Genomic DNA, 19492 nt, shown 5'->3' with positions numbered 1-19492 from the left:
TAAGTTGCCGTTACCCGCCGTCGACCAGTTTACTTCACTGTATAGGCCCTGACAGTGTTATGGAAAAAGGTAACGTTGAGCCTACAACGCACCATTCAAGTACGAATCGATGCCCTAGCGTTATAACGTTAACATATCAAGGTCTTAATTGACTCTCGGTTTGGTCAGAGTCGGGCGGGTGGTTTCCCTGACCTCTTTTTATGTATTAGAAGCTCAAGCAAGCCGGCTAAGTAGTATTCGGGAGTTTGATAATATTGCTGGCCAAACTATATTTTGCTTGCTACTGGCTAAAGTCTAGAGGTAGTTATCTATTAGGCGGTGTTAATTCTAACAAGTTTTCATTATTTTAATTCTATATACTTATAGGGCATAAAAGTTGTGTAATGTTGGTGGTTGTTACTTCTTTGGGATTCTGAGATAGGAACTTGGAAAGTACAACTCACTTTTTTACCAATCACCCTATATATGCCGTTCGTTTACAAACCGAGTATACGCCACGTACTTCTGTTGTGGTGTTTGTTGCTGTCGATGCGTGTAGTAGCATGGGACATGCCACCTTCAATTAGGTTGCCAACCGACAAATTATCTAAACCGTCGATTAATAGTCCAAGCAGTAAGGCAGTTGCTAGTCTACCAGCTAACCCACTAGTCTTCAACGGGGTCAATCAGTATGCCCGTGTGCCTTTCAAACCCGGTATGGATTTTACCGTTGGTACGGTTGAGTTGTGGTTACGACCTGATTGGGTTGCTAATAGTCGTACGGCTAATCCTTGTATAGTGGCAGTGCGATCTGGCGGAAGTGCCACAACAACACGATACAGTCTACATATAGACAACAACCTGCAAAAAATCGGGTTATTCAACGGAAGTAGCTATCTAACAAGACCTTATTCATTCCAGACCGGAACATGGTACCATGTCGCGTTTGTGATGGGGGCAACGAATACCCAGATTTATATTAACGGTGTTTCGATTGGTTTCACCGGTAATGCAATAAATACGGCTACTACTGGGCTGGACTTTAAGATAGGTACAGCCGAAGATGAGGGAGGGAGCCTCTTCCAACCCGAATTATTTAAAGGAGCTTTCGATGAATTGCGATTCTGGAATGTAGAGCGTACGCAGGCACAGATTCAAGCCAACATGAATGCACCCATCGCTGCAAACAGTAGCGGTATTCATGCTTACTATCCGATTGATGCGGGGATCAACTGCATGGACGTACTGAAGGATTACGGTCCAAATGGCTTTGACGGTAGACTAGGTAACTATGCACCAGTCATTACTCCGACGCAGACGAATGTAAGTTGCTTTGGTGGTATTAATGGGTCGGCTACCGCTAATGTTAGGAGTGGAATTGCTCCTTATTCGTATTCATGGACGCCAACGGCTAATAGTACGAATGCTATCGGCGGCCTGGCAGCGGGTACTTACTCCCTTATCGTCACCGATTCTCAGGGCTGTACCGCCACACAAGGATACACGATCACTCAGCCAGCTGCAGTTGTCGGCGGTACGGGTGTGGTGACCAACGTGAGCTGTTTTGGTGGCAGTAATGGTTCGATTAATTTGACGCCTAGCGGAGGTACCGCTCCCTATAGCTTCAACTGGGGTGGGGGAATTATTACCGAAGACCGGGCAGGGCTGGTTGCGGGTACGTACTCGGTAGTGATTACCGATGCGAATGGTTGTCAGGTGACGCGTACCTTCACAATCACTCAACCTGCTTCAGCGGTTAGTGGGACGAGCGTTGTGACAAACATAGCCTGTAACGGGGCTAGTAATGGGGCCATCAATCTGACGCCTGGTGGTGGTACGGCACCTTACACTTTTAACTGGGGTGGGGGCATCACCACCGAAGATCGGTCAGGGCTGGTTGCGGGTACGTACTCGGTAATCATCACTGACGCTAACGGCTGTACCGCTTCGCTCAACATCAGCGTTACTCAGCCCGCTTCGACTGTCGGCGGAACAGGTGTTGCAACGTCCGTAAGTTGCTTCGGTGCTAGCAATGGCTCGATCAACCTGACACCCAGCGGTGGTACGACACCTTATACCTTTAACTGGGGTGGGGGGATTACTACTGAGGATCGGACGGGACTAGCTGCGGGTACGTACTCGGTAATCATCACTGACGCCAACGGCTGTACCGCTACACGTAACTTTACCGTTACCCAGCCTGCTTCAGCGGTTGGTGGGACGAGCGTCGTAACTAACCTAGCCTGTAACGGGGCTAGTAATGGGGCCATCAACCTGACACCGGTCGGAGGAACGTCTCCTTACACCTTTAACTGGGGAAATAATGTTGTAACCGAGGACCGGATGGGACTGGCTGCTGGCGCTTATACAGTAGTCATTACTGATGCGAAGGGATGCACAGGATCGCTCACTATCAGTGTTACCCAGCCGACGAACATAGCCATTATGCCAACCACGCAAACTAATGTTGCCTGTAACGGTGGTAGCAACGGTAGTGCAACGGTGTCGGTGAGTGGAGGTGCAGGTAGTTATAGCTACAGTTGGTCGCCTTCGGGTGGTACGTCTGCTACGGCTACGGGATTATCGGCAGGTGCTTACACGGTAGAAGTGACCGATGCCAGTAACTGTCAGGCCACACGTATGATTACGATCACGGAGCCAGCCGTACTGGCGATTACGAGCTCGCAGGCCAACCCATCGGCATATGGCGCATCGGATGGTTCGGCAACGGCATCGGTCAGTGGTGGAACAGCGCCATACACCTACAGTTGGTCGTCGGGTGGAACAGGCGCAACGGCAGGCGGATTATCTGCTGGTACGTATAAAGTTACGGTGACTGATGCGAACGGTTGTCAGAAAACAGTTGCTTACACGCTGACGCAGCCCGCTGCTTCTAACGACAATAGCATCGGTAATCTGGTAATCAGCGGAGGCTCGCTGACGCCAGCGTTTGCACCGGGTACATTGACTTATTCAGCTGATGTCGTATACGCTACTGAGCGTATCAGCCTGACGCCGACCGTCGATCCCAACGCTACGGTGAAAATCAACGGCAAGACAGTTACAAATCAGGCAGCGTTCAGCGTACCGTTGTCAGTGGGCAGCAATACGATCAAGATCGAGGTGACGGCTCAGGATGGAACCGTGAAGATCTATACGCTGACGGTTACCCGAACGCAGAACACACAGACAATTACGTTCAACGCCATTTCGGAGAAGACCTACGGAAACACTGATTTCAAGCTGGGTGCCGTTGCGTCGTCGGAGCTGCCGATTCGCTATGAGTCGAGTAACCCCGCGGTGGCGACGGTCGATGCTGATGGTACTGTCCAAATCATCAAGGTGGGTACGGTCGACTTTACGGCGGCTCAGAAAGGGAACGCAATCTATACCCCTGCTCTCAGCGTGAAACAAACCTTGGTTATCAAACCGGCGTCGTTGACTATTCGGGCTGACAATCAGTGTGAGAACGGAAGCGCTATGCCGAAGCTGACGTTAATTTACACTGGCTTTGTTAATGGTGAAACAGCGTTAAATCTGATCAAGCAGCCGACTATTACAACGACAGCCACGGCGGAATCACAAGCCGGTACCTATCCGATCATCGTCCAGGGGGCCGAGAGTGACAACTATGCAATCAAGTATGTCAACGGTGCCCTGACTATTGCGGCCGCTACGCTAACCGCCGATGGTTATATCACCTGTGCTAAGCCAACGGTAACACTGACGGCAACGGGGGGCGTAAGCTACGCACTGAGTGATGGGCAGACGAGCACAACCGGGGTGTTTACCGTCAGTAAAGCGGGTGAATATACCGTGACGGTAACGACTGGCGAAGGTTGCGTAGCGACAGCTGCAGTAGCGGTTTCAGCCTTTGCTGCGGCCCCGCAAGTAACGTTGGCCAACGATGGCCCAATTACCTGTGTTAAACCAGTCGTGACACTAACGGCCAGCCCGACCTTACTCAACTGTGCATCGGTTGCGTACGCCTATAGTGGGCCTGGCCTGGTTGATCCCAAAGCTGCCTACGGTATCGCTCAAGCAAGCGCTGCGGGCGTTTATTCGGTAACGATCACGGATGGCTATGGGTGTACAGCTACGGCTGAAACCACGGTAGCAGCTGACCAGCAACTACCAGTAGTCACGCTGACTAGTAATGGACCCCTGAGTTGCGCGAAAACCAGCGTTACACTGATAGCTACGGGTGGCGTATCGTATCAGTTTGATGGCGGAGTGGACACGCAGTCTGGTAACACCGCCATGGTAACCAAAGCGGGTGTATACTCCGTAAAAGCAACGGCGACCAACGGCTGCTTGGCAACCAAGCAAATCACTGTGACCGGCGATCAGACAGCGCCAACGGCCGGATTGACCAGCAACGGTCCACTGACCTGCGATCGGCCAATCGTGACGCTCACCGCCAGCGGCGGTAAAACGTATCGGTTCGGTATAGGGGCTACCGTACTGGGCGAGACTACGGCTACAGTACGGGAAGCCGGCATCTATTCAGTGACTGTCACGGCCGCCAATGGTTGTACCGCCGTAACCAGTACGGCGGTGACCGGCGATCAGGCAGTGCCAACGGCTGAGCTGAGTAATAGCGGCCCGTTGACCTGCGCTAACGCAGCCGTTACGCTGACGGCCACGGGTAAAGGAAGTTATCGCTTCAGTCAGGGGGCTGCCCAGATTGAGACCGGAAACACGGCCACCGTTAGCGCGGCAGGCGTTTATTCAGTAACGGTGACGGCGGCTAATGGCTGCACGGCCACGGCGCAAAGTACCGTGAAGGCGAATACCGATCTACCTGTGGTTAGCCTGATCAGTAACGGTCCGCTGACATGCGCCAAACCGACAGCGACGCTGACGGCCGGTGGAACAGGAACCTATCGCTTCTCGACGGGTGCCCTACAGATCGACGGCGGTAATACGGCTACGGTAGCCACGGCTGGAGTTTACTCCGTAACAGTGACGGGCGAAAATGGTTGTGCTGCCGTCGCGACGACGGCCGTCGAACTAAACAGCGAAATTAAAGCGCCCACGCTGACGGCTAGTGCATTGGTAACGGAGAAGCTCCCTGTTCAGGTAACGGCTTCGGGCTGCACAGGAACTATTAGCTGGAACGTACAGGGCGGAACAGGTGTCGCTGACGGGGCTCTTTACACCCTCGCGCAACCGGCTAACTACACACTGACGGCCCGTTGCACAGTGGGTGCCTGCACCAGTACGGACGCAACCCCACTGGTCGTTAGCATCCGTCCCGGCGATTTTGCCATCGCCAGTGTCAACACGGTCAGTTGTCTGCTGGTCAACGCCAGCCGGGGTGAGTATTCGGTTAAGTTCACGCCCGTTTATAGTGGACTAACGGGTGCACCGGTGAGCTTTTCGGTCATCAACGAAAAACTGCCTACCGACGCTGTTGCACCCTACACACTGCGGTTGTATTCGGATAATCCGACGATTACGCTGGTGGCCGCGCAGGTCGGTAGTGGCGAAGCACGCTTTGCCTACAGCTGGCGGGCTGTTTGTTCGGGCAACACGGGTGAAAACCGGCCGCCGGTAGCGACGAGTATCCCGGCTCAACAACTGATTCAAAATCAGCCCTACCAGCTTGACCTGACGGCATACTTCGCCGATCCGGATGGCCAGGTGCTGAGTTTTTACGCCGAGGGACTACCGGCTGGCCTAAGCCTGACGGGCGGTCGTATCAGTGGTACGCCCTCAACGGCGGGTGTTAGCCAAGTGACCTTTACGGCCATCGATCCGGGTAGCCTGCAGGTATCGACACTTGTTAGCCTGAATGTAAGCTCGTCTGTTAGTACCCCAACACCGATGCCGGGTGCATTTGCGATTACCGGTGTGACGACGGTGAACTGCGAGGTCGTATCGGCTGGTGAGCGCCGGGTAAGCCTGATGCCCCAGTATAGTGGCCTGAATGGACAGCCGGTTGCTTTCTCGGTGAAAAACGAAACCGCGCCGACGACCCTGGCTGGTCCATACAGTGTGCGCCTGTACATGGACAACCCGGTAGTAACGCTGCTGGCAACCCAATCGGGATCGACAGTAAGCTATCAATACAGCTGGCTGGCTGCTTGTGGTACGACAGCGCCAACCCCAAATCCGATACCAACGAACGTGGCACCGGTGGTCGCCATTCCGCTGGCCAGCCAGACAGCGACGGTAGGGCGGGGCTACTCGCTGTATATCTCACGCAATACGTTTAGTGATGCCAACGGCGACGTACTGACACTTAGCGTAGGTAATCTACCCGCTGGCTTGAGCTACTCGAGCAGCCTCAGCGCGATCACGGGTACACCGGCACAGGCTGGTGAGTCGATGATTCAGGTTACGGCGACCGATGGGGGTGGTTTGTCGGTCAGTACCAGTTTCCGACTAACAATCGTGGCGCCAACGCAACCCACCCCGACACCAACACCGGGTACGTTTGCCATCGCCAGCGTCAACACGGTAAACTGTGAGGTCGTATCGGCCAGTGAACGCCGGGTAATCTTCATGCCGCTCTACACGGGTGTCGATGGACAGCCGATTACCTTCGCGGTGAAAAACGAAATGGCGTCAACCACGGCGCCTGGACCTTATGCGCTGCGGGTGTATACCGATAACCCTACGTTGACGTTAACGGCTACCCAGTCGGGTGCAACGGTAAGTTATCAGTATAACTGGCTGGCGGGCTGCGGTACGACTACACCGGTCAATCCGAATCCGACGCCAAACCCAACGCCGACGAATGTGGCACCGGTAGTGGCCGTTGCGCTGACTGACCAGTCGGCTACAACAGGACAGAACTACAGTCTGACGATACCAGCCGGTACGTTTACCGATGCCAACAACGACGCGTTAACTATCAGCGTCAGTGGTTTGCCAGCGGGCCTGAACTTCACAGCGGGTTCAACCACCATCACTGGGATGCCGATGCTGGCTGACCAGTCAGTAATTATGGTAACAGCGACCGACGCCGGGGGCTTATTAGTGACTACCAGCTTCAAGCTGACAGTTGTAGCGCCAACCCAAACCACGCCGATGCCAACCCCGAACCCGACACCGGGTACGTTTGCTATCGCCAGCGTTAACACGGTAAACTGTGAGGTGCTGGCGGGGGCTGAACGCCGGGTGCGCTTTACCCCTATCTACAGTGGAGCAAGCGGTACACCGATCAGCTTCTCGATTGTTAATGAGATGTCAACGACCACGGCTCTGGGTCCTTACAGTCTGCGGGTCTATACTGATAACCCGACGATTACACTAGTGGCGGAGCAGGGCGGTACCGTCGTTAGCTACCGCTACGAATGGCTGAAAGGCTGTAATCCGAACGGCCGTCAGGGCGCTCTCGAAACGGTCCGTCCACTACAGGTGACCGTTTTGGGTAACCCGGTGACTGGCGAGTCGACTGAGGTGTTAATCAGCGGTGCTGAGGGTCAGCCCGTGCAGGTGCAGATTGTGGATCTGCTGGGTCATGCTGTGCATCAGCAGTCGATCCCTCAGGCGGCTACTATCGAGCGGCTAAGCTTGCCTCTGGGCCGCAGTCAGGGCTTGCTGTTACTGCGTGTCAGTACGCCAGCTCAGCAGCAGCAGATCAAATTGCTCCGGCCGTAAGGGTTTAATAGGTTCGAAAACAGTAAAAAGCTCAGTCTGAACAGGCTGGGCTTTTTTTGTTCTTGCTCAGGAATGTCTATCAGCGATTCGGCCGAATTGTACTTCTGTTTGGGTGCTGTAGACGTAGTGAGGTTATCTCAATAAGGCTATATAGATGAGTTACTCAATGTAGTAGCGGGTGCACGTTTATCTTTTAAAACGCCCGTTTTATGAAGCACACGCATGAGCGGGATGTTTAGTTTTAAACAACGTTCTGCTTAAGCACCTACTTAACTAATCAACTGGTACCAGTAACGGTCTCTGAAGGCTTGGCTAGTCCGTCAATGAGTTGGCCCACTGTTTGGCTTACAGCCTAAATCGACCCATCGTAACCGCATCATAGCCCTTTTACTGGTAACTTCGATCCCGATCAATCCGTATCGACGTTGATGCTTCCATCCAATACCCAACCAGCTGGCTACATCCAACTGCTGGATAAACTCAAACGTGAAATCCGAACCACTCAGTTACGGGCCACTTTTGCCGCCAATGCTGAACTACTGGCACTGTACTGGCGCATCGGCACCATTATCCTCGAGCAGGAAAAACGACAGGGGTGGGGACAGAAAGTTGTCGATCGATTGGTCGCTGATCTAAAAGCGGAGTTTCCTACCATGAAGGGCATGTCGCCCCGCAACTTGCGGTACATGAAGGCCTTTGCGGCCGCTTATCCAGACCACCAGTTTGGCGGAGAGTCAATTTTGCAGGCGACGCCTGCAAAATTGACCTGGTACCACCATACTACCCTGTTGGACAAAGTAAAGAACCTGGATGAACGCTTGTTTTACATGCAGGCAACAGTCGAGAATGGCTGGTCACGGGATGTGATGGTTCAGCAGATTGAGTCGAACTACAAACAACGCTCTGGCCGGGCCATCTCCAACTTTGAGCGAACCCTACCCGAACCCCTATCTGATCTGGCCCAGCAGTCGCTGAAAAACCCCTACCTCTTCGACTTTCTGAGTTTAACCCAGAAGTACAAGGAGCGGGATCTGGAAGAGGGCCTGGTCAATCATCTGATTCAGTTCATGCTCGAGTTGGGCAAAGGCTTTGCCTTTGTGGGGCGTCAGTATCCTCTTGAGGTAGCCGGCCGTGAATTCGTCCTAGATCTATTGTTCTATCACCTGAAGCTTCGTTCCTATCTAGTGATTGAGTTGAAGGTAGTCGAGTTTGAGCCCGAGTTTGTGGGCAAGTTAAACTTCTATCTCTCGGCCGTAGATGATCAATTACGAAGCGAGTTTGATAACCCCAGTATCGGCCTGCTGATCTGCCGTCGTCATGACCAGCTGATGGCCGAATACGCCCTCAGGGACATAAACAAGCCAATCGGCATCAGTGAGTACCGGTTGATGGAGGCCCTACCAACTGACTTGCAAAGCACCTTACCGTCCATAGAAGAGATTGAGGAACGGTTACGTCAAGAAGATGACTCCGCAGAAGCAGACGATAGCGTCAGATGAGACTGTATGCTGAAACAATCATATACATAAATACCCCTCCGTCTCACAGGCGAGCGTTTTTGTGATACACTAATTTTTATTATTTGTCCAACTCAACTGGTCGCAAACAATGCCAACTTACTTTTTTAATATATCGCATGGTTTCGGCCGTACGGTCAAGTTGAGCATCTTTGAGCTTTTTCCTGCAGTCGCTTAATTCGGGTCTGCTCATCGTTCAGCCCGGTAGCCACCCTTGCCGATTGGCTAAATTTTTATGGCTTTGCCGCCACTTTGTCATCCGGCCGGTTCGCCGGTATGATCGAAGCCGAGTTTGCAGGCGGTTCGATCACTATACCCCTTGGGTGGGACAACTAGCTACTTTCGCCCCCTAGTCAGTCTCACCAGTCATATTTACTTCACTTTCCTCCCTTCGGTAAGTCGTTAAACCGAATATACTTATAAGCCGGCGTGGCTGAAAATAACTGATTTAATAAGCTGATGTGCCCCCGGCCAAAGAGTACGAGAATCCGGTCGCTGGGCGAGGTAGTTATCCGTTGAATGTTGCGGAAGATTCGCAGATTACGGTCATACCAATATAATGCCAACGCGTCAGCGCCCCGGTAGGTACCTAGCGTGAAGTCTCCGCTCAAATAGGCTCCATACTCCCGGATCAGTACGTTGGTCGAATTAGTATAAGCAAAATAGTCGAGTAGCGAAAGCCGTGTCGTGAGGTCGGTCTCATAATTAAAATAAGCCATGTACCGTCTTGACAAGGTATCTTCACTTTTGAAGTCATATCCCTCGAAGATACGGCCTAAATAGGCTTTGAAGGCTACTGAATCGGCTGAGGCCAGCATCTCGTCGTCAACAGCCGGAGCGTCACCGGCATAGAGCGTATCCAGGTTAAATTGCTTACCCAGGCGAAAGGCGATCTGGTCGATCTCATCCCGCGCCAGAGCTGCCTGCCCTGTTTTGTAGCGCCGGTATCGCTGGCCCAGTTTGGCACTATTGCGAGCCTCCACAACAATCTTAGTCGGTTTAAACTGGGCAATATAAGCCACTAACCGGGCCATTTCCTGTTGTTTCTGTGGCGATAAGACATCAATCTGCTTGTCCTTTGACACTGTATGGGCATCCATGTTATAATAAGCGAAATGAAAACTGCCTACTAGAAACACGGCCGGTAAAGGGTCGTTTTTGATCAGAAAGGAATCCGGATTTTTCAGCGGTTGTGCTTCACTGAGCGAGTATAGGAGCAGTAAAACGACTGTGAGTAATGAGCATCTTTTCATCAGGAGAATCATCAAAAGAGATCTTTTTGTGGTACGGGAGAACGCAGTTGTAAATTTGAGGGCAAGTCACTTGGTAAGAGCGGCTAGTCAATAGCCGCTCCGCAATAAAAACAAACTCCTGCACTAATACTGAATGTGGGCTCAAAAGACGAAGCCCCCACCTATGATACGCTATGAATGGGAGCAATCGAGAGAACTAGAAGCTAATTGTCAGTTCGGACAATCACCGGTCCGGGAATTCAATAGGGCCGGCACCGAAACAATCTCCACATCGGTGAAGCTCCGCAGATAGGCTTCGATGAACGGCTTGTGGGCCGCACCAACGATCAACAGGGCCCGCCCCCAGCAATTGGAGCCGTCGCCTCCCGAATGGCTACCGCCATCTGCAAATTCTGGGCCTCCCAGGCCGCTACCCGCTGCCGACCCAACCGACCCATCTTCCTACTGCGTAATATCGAAAACCATTGGGCGTCGGCATCCAGGGCTCCGAACCTATCTGAGTTCTTCCATTTAAAAAGGGGCATCACCTGATCCGCTGAGCGTAGCTTCATGGTATCCTCGGGCACGGCCGCAAAGGCAGCCGTGCGATGGTTGAAGAGATCTGTCAAGCCCGGTTCAGCCGCCACCGCTGCGGCCATGTCTGCGTCAGCAGGTAGGGATACATCACTGGCGTGATCGCCCGCGCCGTAGAGCCGCTCTAAACCCACATCAGCTGCCAGTCGGGCGGCTATTGAGGTCAGCTCACTGCGCAGCCCGGCAAATCGGTTGAGTCGTTTAACCAGCGAGGCCGAAACGCCATCCTCCGCGATGCGTTCGGCGGGCGCCAGCCGCAGCCATTGTACCGTGGCCGAGAAGGGCTCCGCTGCGGCCACGAACCAGACGGCTAGCTGACGGCGCTGGGCGGGGGTCAGATTGCCTTTTGCCATTAGACTATCAGCCCGCACCAAGGCTTGAGCGGCTGAGAGCTGTAACTGAGCTTGCGCCGTCTTTGCCATCTCCAGGGTTGGCCCACCATACTGCCCAGCGTTACCGTGATAGGCTGCGTAGGCCTCCAGACCCATGACCTGCTCGCCGGGCATGGCCTCGGTCAGGATAACATCAGGCTTATAGGTTCGCAGTCGGCAAAGAATGGGTTCCAGCCAGGCCACCTTGAAACTATCGGCTGCCGCGTCGAGATGCCAGACGCCGAAGATCATCACTTTTGTCGGAGGAATACCGAGCGTGGGCTTTGCGCTGGCCGGATCGAATGGCTTTTGTGTTTGGGCTTTCGCGTTGATCAGTAAACAAAGTAATAGCCAGGAGATGGCCAATAGGCGGGAAAGCATAAGTAAACGGGACGAGGACCAATATGTAGTCAAAAGTAGTCCCTGTACTGGTTACCATCAACTTTCATATGTAATGCGCATTATGTAGGGAGCGTTCGAAGCGAATTTATGTTTGGCTCAGTCGATACCTTGCAGGCCTGTTTATCGCCTTACTCTAAAGACGGATAGTAGTAATGGTAAGCTAAGCCCCAGCTTGCTACGAACGCGCCGGTAAGAAGCCACTCAGTAAGCCCGAACAGAATCAACAGGAGAAAAACGACAAAGAACCCAAACACAATTCGTAAATACGAATCCATCCGCTGACCAAGCGGGTAAAGCAGCGATCGAAACAACAGCAGTAGGCTAACCGTCAGAGCGGTAAACTGAAGGCCCCCGCTCCAACCACTCAGCGGGAAAAGCAAGACAATCTCTGGTAGCAGTAGTACACTGTAGAGGGCAACTTGTTGCCCGTAACGCTGCCAGTGACTACTCGAAAAGTTCCGCGCGAAACGAAGGTAAACCGAGTCAAATGCACCTAACTCGTAGAGCAGTATAACATGGGCCAGAGCGGTACACAAACTGATCAACCCGAATAGCCGCGTATCGGTATGAGCGTCGGAAAAAACGCTCAGCAGAAGCACTATACTGACCGCTGAGAAACACTTGGTTACTAGGTAGGTAGCCCGCTTTTTGTGCATAACTTCATACAGGAATAAACTGAAGCGGGGTTTGGGCCAGCTTCTTAGCCAAATCAGCTTGTCATCATCAATTGGCTTACCAACCGTACTAGTGACTAAATTCTTGTAGATGAATGCATTAATGGCGATCAGAGCGGCCAGAAAAAAGGGAATTACTGCTGGTACGACCCAGTGGCCATAAGACAAGCCGATTATCATCGCAAATACGCCTAAGCTGATAACAGGTAAACAGATGATCGACTGGACAATCGACCAGGCGGTGAACTGACTAGCTGAGCTGAAAGCATTAGTGCTATAGAACAAAAATTGAGCGTCGACCTCCTTTAACCGCCGGGCTACGTACTGCCCGCTTTTCAAGCTATAACATACCCACAGGCTGAATAAAACGAACACGCCTAGTGGCTCGCTTACTGTGGTCAATACCAGCTTTAAGGCGTTGCGAATAATCTGCTCTTGAGTCAGGTGCGTCTGGTTGAGAACAGGGGTGTAGAAGAAATTGCTAAAAATCAGGATAAACAGCGAAAGCAGTAAACCCGTGTGAGCCCTGTAAAAGCCCTTGACCATGATTTTGATTAATACACGAATTAGCGGTCTGTTCATCGCTGGGACTGTAAGGTGTTATGCTCAACGAACAGGTTTTGTACCCTTGGTAAAGCCTGTCCAGCGAATGATTGGTGCGAGGATAACAAAAAGGTAGTTCCCTGCTGATCGTGCTGATTGGCAATCCAGTCATACAAGATGGGCAAGGAATCCGCATCGAGGGTTGTCAGCGGTTCGTCTAATAAGATACAGGCTGGCTGTCCAAGGAAAGCCAATACCAAGGCCAGTTTTTTGAGCATCCCGCTGGAATACGTGCTCACAGGATCGCCGATATAGGCAGTCATCTGCATACTTTCCAGGTAGTAGTCCGGCTGATGGGGTGGCGCCTTCTTAGCAGCACTGAAGAGCTTGATCAACTCTACTCCAGTTAAGAAATCAGGGAATACCGGTTCCGCTTCGGCGAAGTTGACCAACCGGCGATAAGCCGTCGGCTGTTGCTTGAGGCTAACGTGTTGGTGGAGAATACTATCGCCCTCGAATGCGATTATACCGGCTAGCGCTTTGAGCAGTGTACTCTTCCCCGAACCGTTCACCCCCTGAACCCAGTAGATGCCGGGCGTGATGATAAAGTTGTCGACCTGAAGAGCCACGTATCGGCCATATACTTTTCTAAAATTCTTGATGTGCAACATGGAATAGATAGTAGGCTAGCTGGGCCGTTAATCAGCTACTGTTGGATCAAGTAGTCTGCCGTGTGTGGCAACGAACCCAACACGGTTCACCCCATTTTAGTATCAGTGTAGTGGCTGTCGGGGTGGTGTTCTACTGATTGATAGCTGTTGGCGCTTCTACTCTAAGCGAATATTATTCTTGTGCCACAATACAGTTTGTCTAAATCGACAAGCGGCCCAAAACCGGGACGGTAGGCGTAGACTTGAAGGACATTGTTACAAATAATGCCCGGTTTAGGTGGCAAATATGCCGTAGCGTCTCTCCGTCTCACGGATGAGCGTTTGGCGAGAACAAGTCACCCGTACTAGAACAGGGGGTGAACCCTAACGCTTGCTGAATGGCCACCCACACCAGTCATCCTAAAAGCCCCCTACTATCAGCCCCTTAATAACTCATGTAAGGCTTGGTTGAAGGCCCGGGGCCGCTCGATCATCGGGAAATGGCCGCAGCTATCCAGCCGCACAATCCGGTACCCGTGTTGGCAATAGGTTTTTAAGGCTGCTTCATCACAGGGCGTGTTCGTACACATAATAAACTGCATAGCAAAAGGCATTTGCCCCAATTTGTGTTTGGCAGCGGCAGCCTTGGGACATAAGTTTAGTAAGGTAGGGACGGCAATCCTGGGATCCGCTTGCCGATAACTCTGCACAATCCGCTGGATCACCGCACTGTCTTTTGAGAGAATCATGTCCGGGGCCATGGCCTCGGCCATCTTAGGGTAGGTGGCCATGAACTCTTGTCCGTAGGCCTGGATGCCTTTTTCATCGCCTTCCTGGATGGTCATGCCCACATTTTTGAGGTTGTCAACGCCAATGATGCCAATGACCGCTTGGGGGTTAGCCGCAGCCACTTCCAAGGCAATTTCCCCGCCCAACGAGTGAGCGACCAGCACCACCTTCTCGAGCCGCTCTTTGTGGATAATGCGGGTTATGTCGCGGGCGAAACTCTCGACGGTCCAGTGAGTTCGGTTGGTTCCCGAAGCCCCGCAACCAGCCAGGTCAAGCAGCACTAAACGATAGCAGGAAGCGAAGTGGAGGGCTTGGGGTTGCCAGTAGGTATGATCCAGGTTCCAGCCATGAATGAAGACCAGCGTTGTATCGCCGTTTCCTTTAATTTGATAGTGTATCCGGACCCGATCGTAGGCTTTTGGATCGTAGTGAAAGGGATCCAGAGTGGGCGACTGTTGGCTCTTGCAATCCGCCAGCAGCGCCAAGAAGAGGAGTTGTTTGTACATACCAGACGGAGCAAGCCGCTGTCAGCAAACTACAAAAGAAAGTGCAAAAAGCTGGCTTCCGGCCATTAATTCACTGGCTCACTCCAACAGTCCGGCCATTTCTCACAACGAGCGGTATATTTGTAATGTAAGATTTCTGCTCCTAGAAACGCGGACCCCAGCTGGTTGCTCTACTCTGATAACTAGGTTAGCGAATTAACAACAGGCCAGTGGTTGTCACGGCCGACATAGTGTCTACGAGCTACTATAGGGGATCACATTTCTTTTCGATTGCCGACAAACGGGATAGCCTAGGCCCCGTACCCCTGATTAAGTACAGCCTCAGAAACCCTCGGTTCTGGGGCTGTTTAGTACTGGCGATACCTTATAAATAGGAAATTACCTGCTGCTTTGGATAGGCACCTAGCGCTAACGCCAGGCGGGCACCTGATTGACGGTAAACCAATACAAGCACATAGTTTTCACGAGTTTATTCCACTCGGGCGTGGTCGATGGCCTGGGATGATACGCGGAGAAGCCTGCATCGTAGGCCCAATTTGCCCGTAATGTGTTGTACACGCTGTCAAAGAGCAGTACTGGCGTGTAAAGGAGTTGTGAACTACGAACAAACGAATCTACGGTTCCGATTGACTGGTCAGCCACTAGAACGGAGTAATCGATCAGTACAAGGCTGTAATACTTAGTTCTCTTGATGCAGTTAGCTGCTTCAGCCATCGAGGGTACCGAATGCCAGATAGCTGCATCGAAACTTTGCTTGGCCATTTGCAGGAGGGACTGGGCCGTATCAGTGGCTTCAACTACTAGTATGAATGGTAAAGAAGGCATGCGACAAATATATTATAATAATCTGCTAGTGTCGTATAAGTAAAACTGACAAACCCAATTGTTGACAGATCGATAACGGGCATGCGTGAACCCTGGTGCACAGGCAGATAAACAATACAGGTGATAAACGGGTAGTTATGAATCACCAACCAATCGTACAAAGTACTTACCGACCCATGAAGGTACCCGCTGGGAGTCAGACCATTGTATACATTGACAGTGACCACGATGATCATTTTTTGATCGGCACGTTATTTAACGAAATAGCCCCCGAGCGTCCTGTACGCTATTTTAGTTCGGCTGAACCTGCTTTAGCCTACTTGCGCCAGAGTGAGCAGCAGCCATTCATTATTTTGTGCGAAGTCATGTTACGCGGTATGAGTGGGCTGGAACTACGGGAAACTATTCAGGCTGATGAGCAACTGGTGAAACGCTGTATACCGTTTATTTTCATGTCTAATCCCGTTACGCAGCATCTGATTGAGAAAGCGTTCGGATTAACAGTTCAGGGCTTTTTTGAAAAAAGTGCGAGTCGCCAACAGCAGAAGCAGGAGCTGGAGTTAATCTTCAAGTACTGGCAGACCAGCTACCACCCTAACAGGACTTAGCCGCAACCATCCTTACTGGTTAGTGCTACCCGTAGTTAACTGGCACATTCCTTAGTTCGTATTTGGCTGGTAGCCAAAGTGTCAATATAGTGACTAGTTGATCTTGAATTAAAATTTAGCAAGCGGTTAGTTGTGCATATGCTTCTCATACCCTGCCTAACCTAAATGCTCTCGATCGAATTACACTGGGGATTTAAACCCTTGGTTGACAAGGCCTGCATACAGGTTCTGGTTTACGGGCATAACTTCGCAACTAGCCACCTTATATGTAGGCATTAGACCAGACAATAGCATTAACTGTCAATGTCACGGAGGCGGAGTAGTTTTACGATACAAACGCTCGTCTATGCTACGTCTCTCAAACTGGGTATTTGACTATCAGTCACCGGATATATTCATTACCGTATCTGCTAGCGGGTCGGGTTTAACATTGGAGGAGCGGATATACCTGAATTGACATCCGGTCGGCACCGTGCGCTGACCCGCCCCAAAGCGGGTTTTTTATGTATTGCCTACTGAGTATAACCAACGTAAAATCCGACTAAGGCAGCGCCTGTATCAGTTGTGTGGTCATGGGCGTTATACCGCTACCCGCGGATAATGGCCTACAGGAATAAACGTACCACCTCGAGACTGGGTTGACTGCCGACCAAGGTCCGTACTTGACCAACCGGTTAATAGCGTTTCGATCACATCTATTAGCCTAACCTAGCCGTCCAGTTGGCGTATCACCACGTAATTAAACCAGTCAATAGGTATAAGCTGGGGAGCACGGTGATTTGGATGAGGGGGATAACTCACGAAAACCTGTTGACCATCAGGAGTCGCAACGTGGATGTTGATCAATTGAGAACTATCAACCAAGGTTGGGTTGCTGTACTGGTAGCGACCAGGGGCAAGACTTGTAGCAAATATGGTCATAACCAGTTACGAGGATTGATTCACTGACCCACGCTGGGGCAAAATATGCCTCCCACCATGAAGCAAGCCGTGCGATGTCCGGTTAGGATGGCTGATGCACTAGCAGCCGAATACGGAAGAGCGTGCCTCGCCCCTGAATGCTCTCCACTTCCAGACTAGCCCCGATCTGCTCACACAATCGTTTCACGATCTGCAAACCCACGCCCTCACCCGGGCGGCTAAGAACATCGAGGGTAGGGCCCGACGGAATGGAAGACTCATCCTGGGGATGAACCGGCGTGGGTGCCCCTTCGTCAGCGGAGAGCACACTGGTCATCTCCACCGTGGGCTTGAGTTGCTCATGAAACAGGCCCACCAGGCCCGCTGGCAGACCCGGCCCCGAATCCTGCACACTAAAGCCCCACCGCCAATCATTTTCTGTCGACCAGCTCACCGAGACAATCCCCGAGTGGGTATACTTGAGGGCATTGATGACCAAGTTCTGGGCGATTCGGTAGAGCTTGGTCCGGTCGGTTTCCACCAGCAGCGAAGCTGGCCCTTCGGCCCGCAGGAATATCCCCTGCTCAGCGGCCAGAGGTTGAGCCCCCTCCACCAGTTCATGGAGTAGCTGAGCCGCATCAAAGGCGTCGATTCGAAAGGGCTCCAGCCCCGCATCCAGCCGGGCCAGATCCATAAGTTGACCCAACATGGCCTGCACATTGGCCAGGTTTCGAGTCAGCATCTGTTGAAACTGGCTTCGAGCTTCCGGGCTGACATCCTCCATACTGAGCATTTGCGCGCTCCCCTGAATAATACCCAGGCCACTGCGCAGATCATGCGACGAGGTGCGCAACAACTCGCCCCGCTGGCGGCTAAGTTCATTCATTCGATCCAGAGCCTGTTGCAGACTGGCCGCCCGGCTGGAAGCCTCCAGCCGTTGCAACTCATCGAACTTGCTGATGCTACCCAGCACGACTTGTCGGAACAGACTGCTGATACAGGTATGGGCCTGGAGTAACGCGGCGGGATTGGTCTGGGGATAGAGCTGGCCGAACAAGTGCAGTTCCTGGTCAAGCAGGGTCGCCAGATGATTTAGCTCCCGAATCAAGGCGGCTAAGCCGAGCGCCTTCTGCCAGCGGTGCTGGCCGTGCAGGCGGGCCGTCAGCAGGGCATCATCCGGGGGCGTTTTGCCCAGCAACTGTTGCTCGAGAATTTCCAGCAGCAGGGGAATCAGGTTATTGAACTCTTGCCGGCTAAGGCTGGCTAGCTGGGGCAATTCGGGGTCGGCCTCGCAAGCGGTCCGCCACTTGTTTAATAGGGTTTCGCGTCGAGAAAACAGAAAAGCGACTAAGGTGTGGGCAGGCTGCTGTTGGGGGGAATGGGTAACCATTGGAAAGGGGGGTAAGTAGCCACTGTCCGATTTGGCGTCTGGTCTAGAAGGCAAAGGCCTCCTTATAGCGCGACCAGGCGAAGTCAAACCGATTGAAAAATCGATTGCTTGGAAACCGCGATGGTCAAAGAAAGGCTGGCATAAGGGCTGTTTAGTGAGCCAATGGTCTTCAGCCCCCAGAAGTTTTTGTTGATCATAAGTACATAACAGCCTTAGAGCCGCGGTCGATTAAGCTTGGGAGAACGGTTAGAGGGCCTTTTGTAGTATGGATGAAAGCCGTTGTAAATCTGAAAAGGTCTGACAGCAGTTGTAGTGACATTAACGCTATTCGTAGTCTCACTACTAGTGAATTTGTTAAACCCAAGTTAACAGATGAATCAATGGAGTACTCAACGGTTTATCATGAACAGCCCCTCAGTAAGCGACAAGACTAGTCCCCCCAGTAGTAGTAATCCGGTTGAAAACAGGGTTAAATTGGCCGGTACGCCAGCCTTCGACCCAGCGAGTGTCATCTATTTGGAAGGCAGCGGTAACTACACCATCATTCATTTCACGGATGGCCGCCGAGAGCTGGTAGCCATGACGCTAGTAGTGGTGGCCAAGCAGTTACCAGCGCTGCTACGGGTTCACAAGTCATACGCCATTGCAGTCACGGGTATTGGTCATCTTCGCTGGGTGGGCAAGGTGAACAGTAAACGGGCTTTAGTGATCACCATGCGTAATCAAGCACAAATCGCTGTATCGCGTCGTAGGGGAGCCCAAATGGCCCCCGTCCTCTCCCAGCGAACAGGTATCATTATTGGGCAGCCGCTAGCAAAGATGTAGCCTGCATGCTCAACCAGGGGGTGGTTCTGTCCTGTAGCAAAGCCTGACTCTGCAAGGGTCAGGCTTTCCATTCTTA

Annotated in this window: 10 protein-coding genes and 1 pseudogene; 5 read left to right on the top strand and 6 right to left on the bottom strand. The window is 52.2% G+C overall.

The window, feature by feature from the left end; translation table 11 throughout:
- Window positions 1-465: 465 nt before the first annotated feature.
- The 3 genes and pseudogenes from HH216_RS27030 to HH216_RS25370 all read left to right on the top strand — a co-directional run.
- A pseudogene (locus HH216_RS27030) lies at window positions 466-1125 on the top strand (LamG domain-containing protein); the annotation flags it as partial.
- Between the two features lie 18 nt (window positions 1126-1143).
- Window positions 1144-7590, top strand: coding sequence for a putative Ig domain-containing protein (locus HH216_RS25375; RefSeq protein WP_254448882.1), 6447 nt, complete (start codon window positions 1144-1146; stop codon window positions 7588-7590).
- Between the two features lie 428 nt (window positions 7591-8018).
- Window positions 8019-9089, top strand: coding sequence for a PDDEXK nuclease domain-containing protein (locus HH216_RS25370; RefSeq protein ID WP_169553692.1), 1071 nt, complete (start codon window positions 8019-8021; stop codon window positions 9087-9089).
- Between the two features lie 395 nt (window positions 9090-9484).
- Here the strand turns inward: HH216_RS25370 and HH216_RS25365 are convergent, their stop codons facing one another.
- The 5 genes from HH216_RS25365 to HH216_RS25345 form a co-directional block, all read right to left on the bottom strand.
- Window positions 9485-10372 carry a DUF5694 domain-containing protein gene (locus HH216_RS25365; RefSeq protein WP_254448899.1) on the bottom strand — a complete coding sequence of 296 codons (888 nt, stop codon included), beginning with the start codon at window positions 10370-10372 and terminating at the stop codon, window positions 9485-9487.
- Between the two features lie 314 nt (window positions 10373-10686).
- Window positions 10687-11685: a hypothetical protein gene (locus tag HH216_RS25360; protein ID WP_169553690.1), complete on the bottom strand. Its 999-nt coding sequence runs from the start codon at window positions 11683-11685 to the stop codon at window positions 10687-10689.
- 149 nt (window positions 11686-11834) lie between these two features.
- Entirely contained in the window at window positions 11835-12962 is a 1128-nt protein-coding gene (locus HH216_RS25355) for a hypothetical protein (RefSeq protein ID WP_169553689.1), read from the bottom strand.
- Window positions 12959-13594: an ABC transporter ATP-binding protein gene (locus HH216_RS25350; protein ID WP_169553688.1), complete on the bottom strand. Its 636-nt coding sequence runs from the start codon at window positions 13592-13594 to the stop codon at window positions 12959-12961. The genes HH216_RS25355 and HH216_RS25350 overlap by 4 nt, the downstream gene beginning before the upstream one ends.
- A 416-nt stretch (window positions 13595-14010) precedes the next feature.
- On the bottom strand, window positions 14011-14868 hold the full coding sequence (locus HH216_RS25345; protein WP_169553687.1) for an alpha/beta fold hydrolase: 858 nt from the start codon (window positions 14866-14868) through the stop codon (window positions 14011-14013).
- Window positions 14869-15869: 1001 nt separating this feature from the next.
- Here HH216_RS25345 and HH216_RS25340 point away from each other — a divergent pair.
- Entirely contained in the window at window positions 15870-16301 is a 432-nt protein-coding gene (locus HH216_RS25340; RefSeq protein ID WP_169553686.1) for a response regulator, read from the top strand.
- A gap of 1003 nt (window positions 16302-17304) precedes the next feature.
- Here the strand turns inward: HH216_RS25340 and HH216_RS25335 are convergent.
- On the bottom strand, window positions 17305-18591 hold the full coding sequence (locus tag HH216_RS25335; RefSeq protein WP_169553685.1) for a sensor histidine kinase: 1287 nt from the start codon (window positions 18589-18591) through the stop codon (window positions 17305-17307).
- A gap of 402 nt (window positions 18592-18993) precedes the next feature.
- On the opposite strand from HH216_RS25335, the gene HH216_RS25330 reads away from it, so the two are divergent.
- Window positions 18994-19416 (top strand): LytTR family DNA-binding domain-containing protein, encoded by a 423-nt coding sequence (locus HH216_RS25330; RefSeq protein WP_169553684.1) that lies wholly within the window; start codon window positions 18994-18996, stop codon window positions 19414-19416.
- The last annotated feature ends 76 nt before the right edge of the window (window positions 19417-19492 follow it).

This window comes from Spirosoma rhododendri (assembly GCF_012849055.1).
Lineage (GTDB): Bacteria > Bacteroidota > Bacteroidia > Cytophagales > Spirosomataceae > Spirosoma > Spirosoma rhododendri.
This window is presented reverse-complemented; position numbering and strand designations above follow the sequence as displayed.

What these genes read in the sequence shown, in the direction of transcription:
- HH216_RS25355 (WP_169553689.1), bottom strand. Translation starts at nt 12,962, where the DNA reads ATGAACAGACCGCTAATTCGTGTATTAATCAAAATCATGGTCAAGGGC.
- HH216_RS25360 (WP_169553690.1), bottom strand. Translation starts at nt 11,685, where the DNA reads ATGCTTTCCCGCCTATTGGCCATCTCCTGGCTATTACTTTGTTTACTG.
- HH216_RS25370 (WP_169553692.1), top strand. Translation starts at nt 8,019, where the DNA reads ATGCTTCCATCCAATACCCAACCAGCTGGCTACATCCAACTGCTGGAT.
- HH216_RS25345 (WP_169553687.1), bottom strand. Translation starts at nt 14,868, where the DNA reads ATGTACAAACAACTCCTCTTCTTGGCGCTGCTGGCGGATTGCAAGAGC.
- HH216_RS25335 (WP_169553685.1), bottom strand. Translation starts at nt 18,591, where the DNA reads ATGGTTACCCATTCCCCCCAACAGCAGCCTGCCCACACCTTAGTCGCT.
- HH216_RS25375 (WP_254448882.1), top strand. Translation starts at nt 1,144, where the DNA reads ATGAATGCACCCATCGCTGCAAACAGTAGCGGTATTCATGCTTACTAT.
- HH216_RS25340 (WP_169553686.1), top strand. Translation starts at nt 15,870, where the DNA reads ATGAAGGTACCCGCTGGGAGTCAGACCATTGTATACATTGACAGTGAC.
- HH216_RS25330 (WP_169553684.1), top strand. Translation starts at nt 18,994, where the DNA reads ATGAACAGCCCCTCAGTAAGCGACAAGACTAGTCCCCCCAGTAGTAGT.
- HH216_RS25365 (WP_254448899.1), bottom strand. Translation starts at nt 10,372, where the DNA reads ATGATTCTCCTGATGAAAAGATGCTCATTACTCACAGTCGTTTTACTG.
- HH216_RS25350 (WP_169553688.1), bottom strand. Translation starts at nt 13,594, where the DNA reads ATGTTGCACATCAAGAATTTTAGAAAAGTATATGGCCGATACGTGGCT.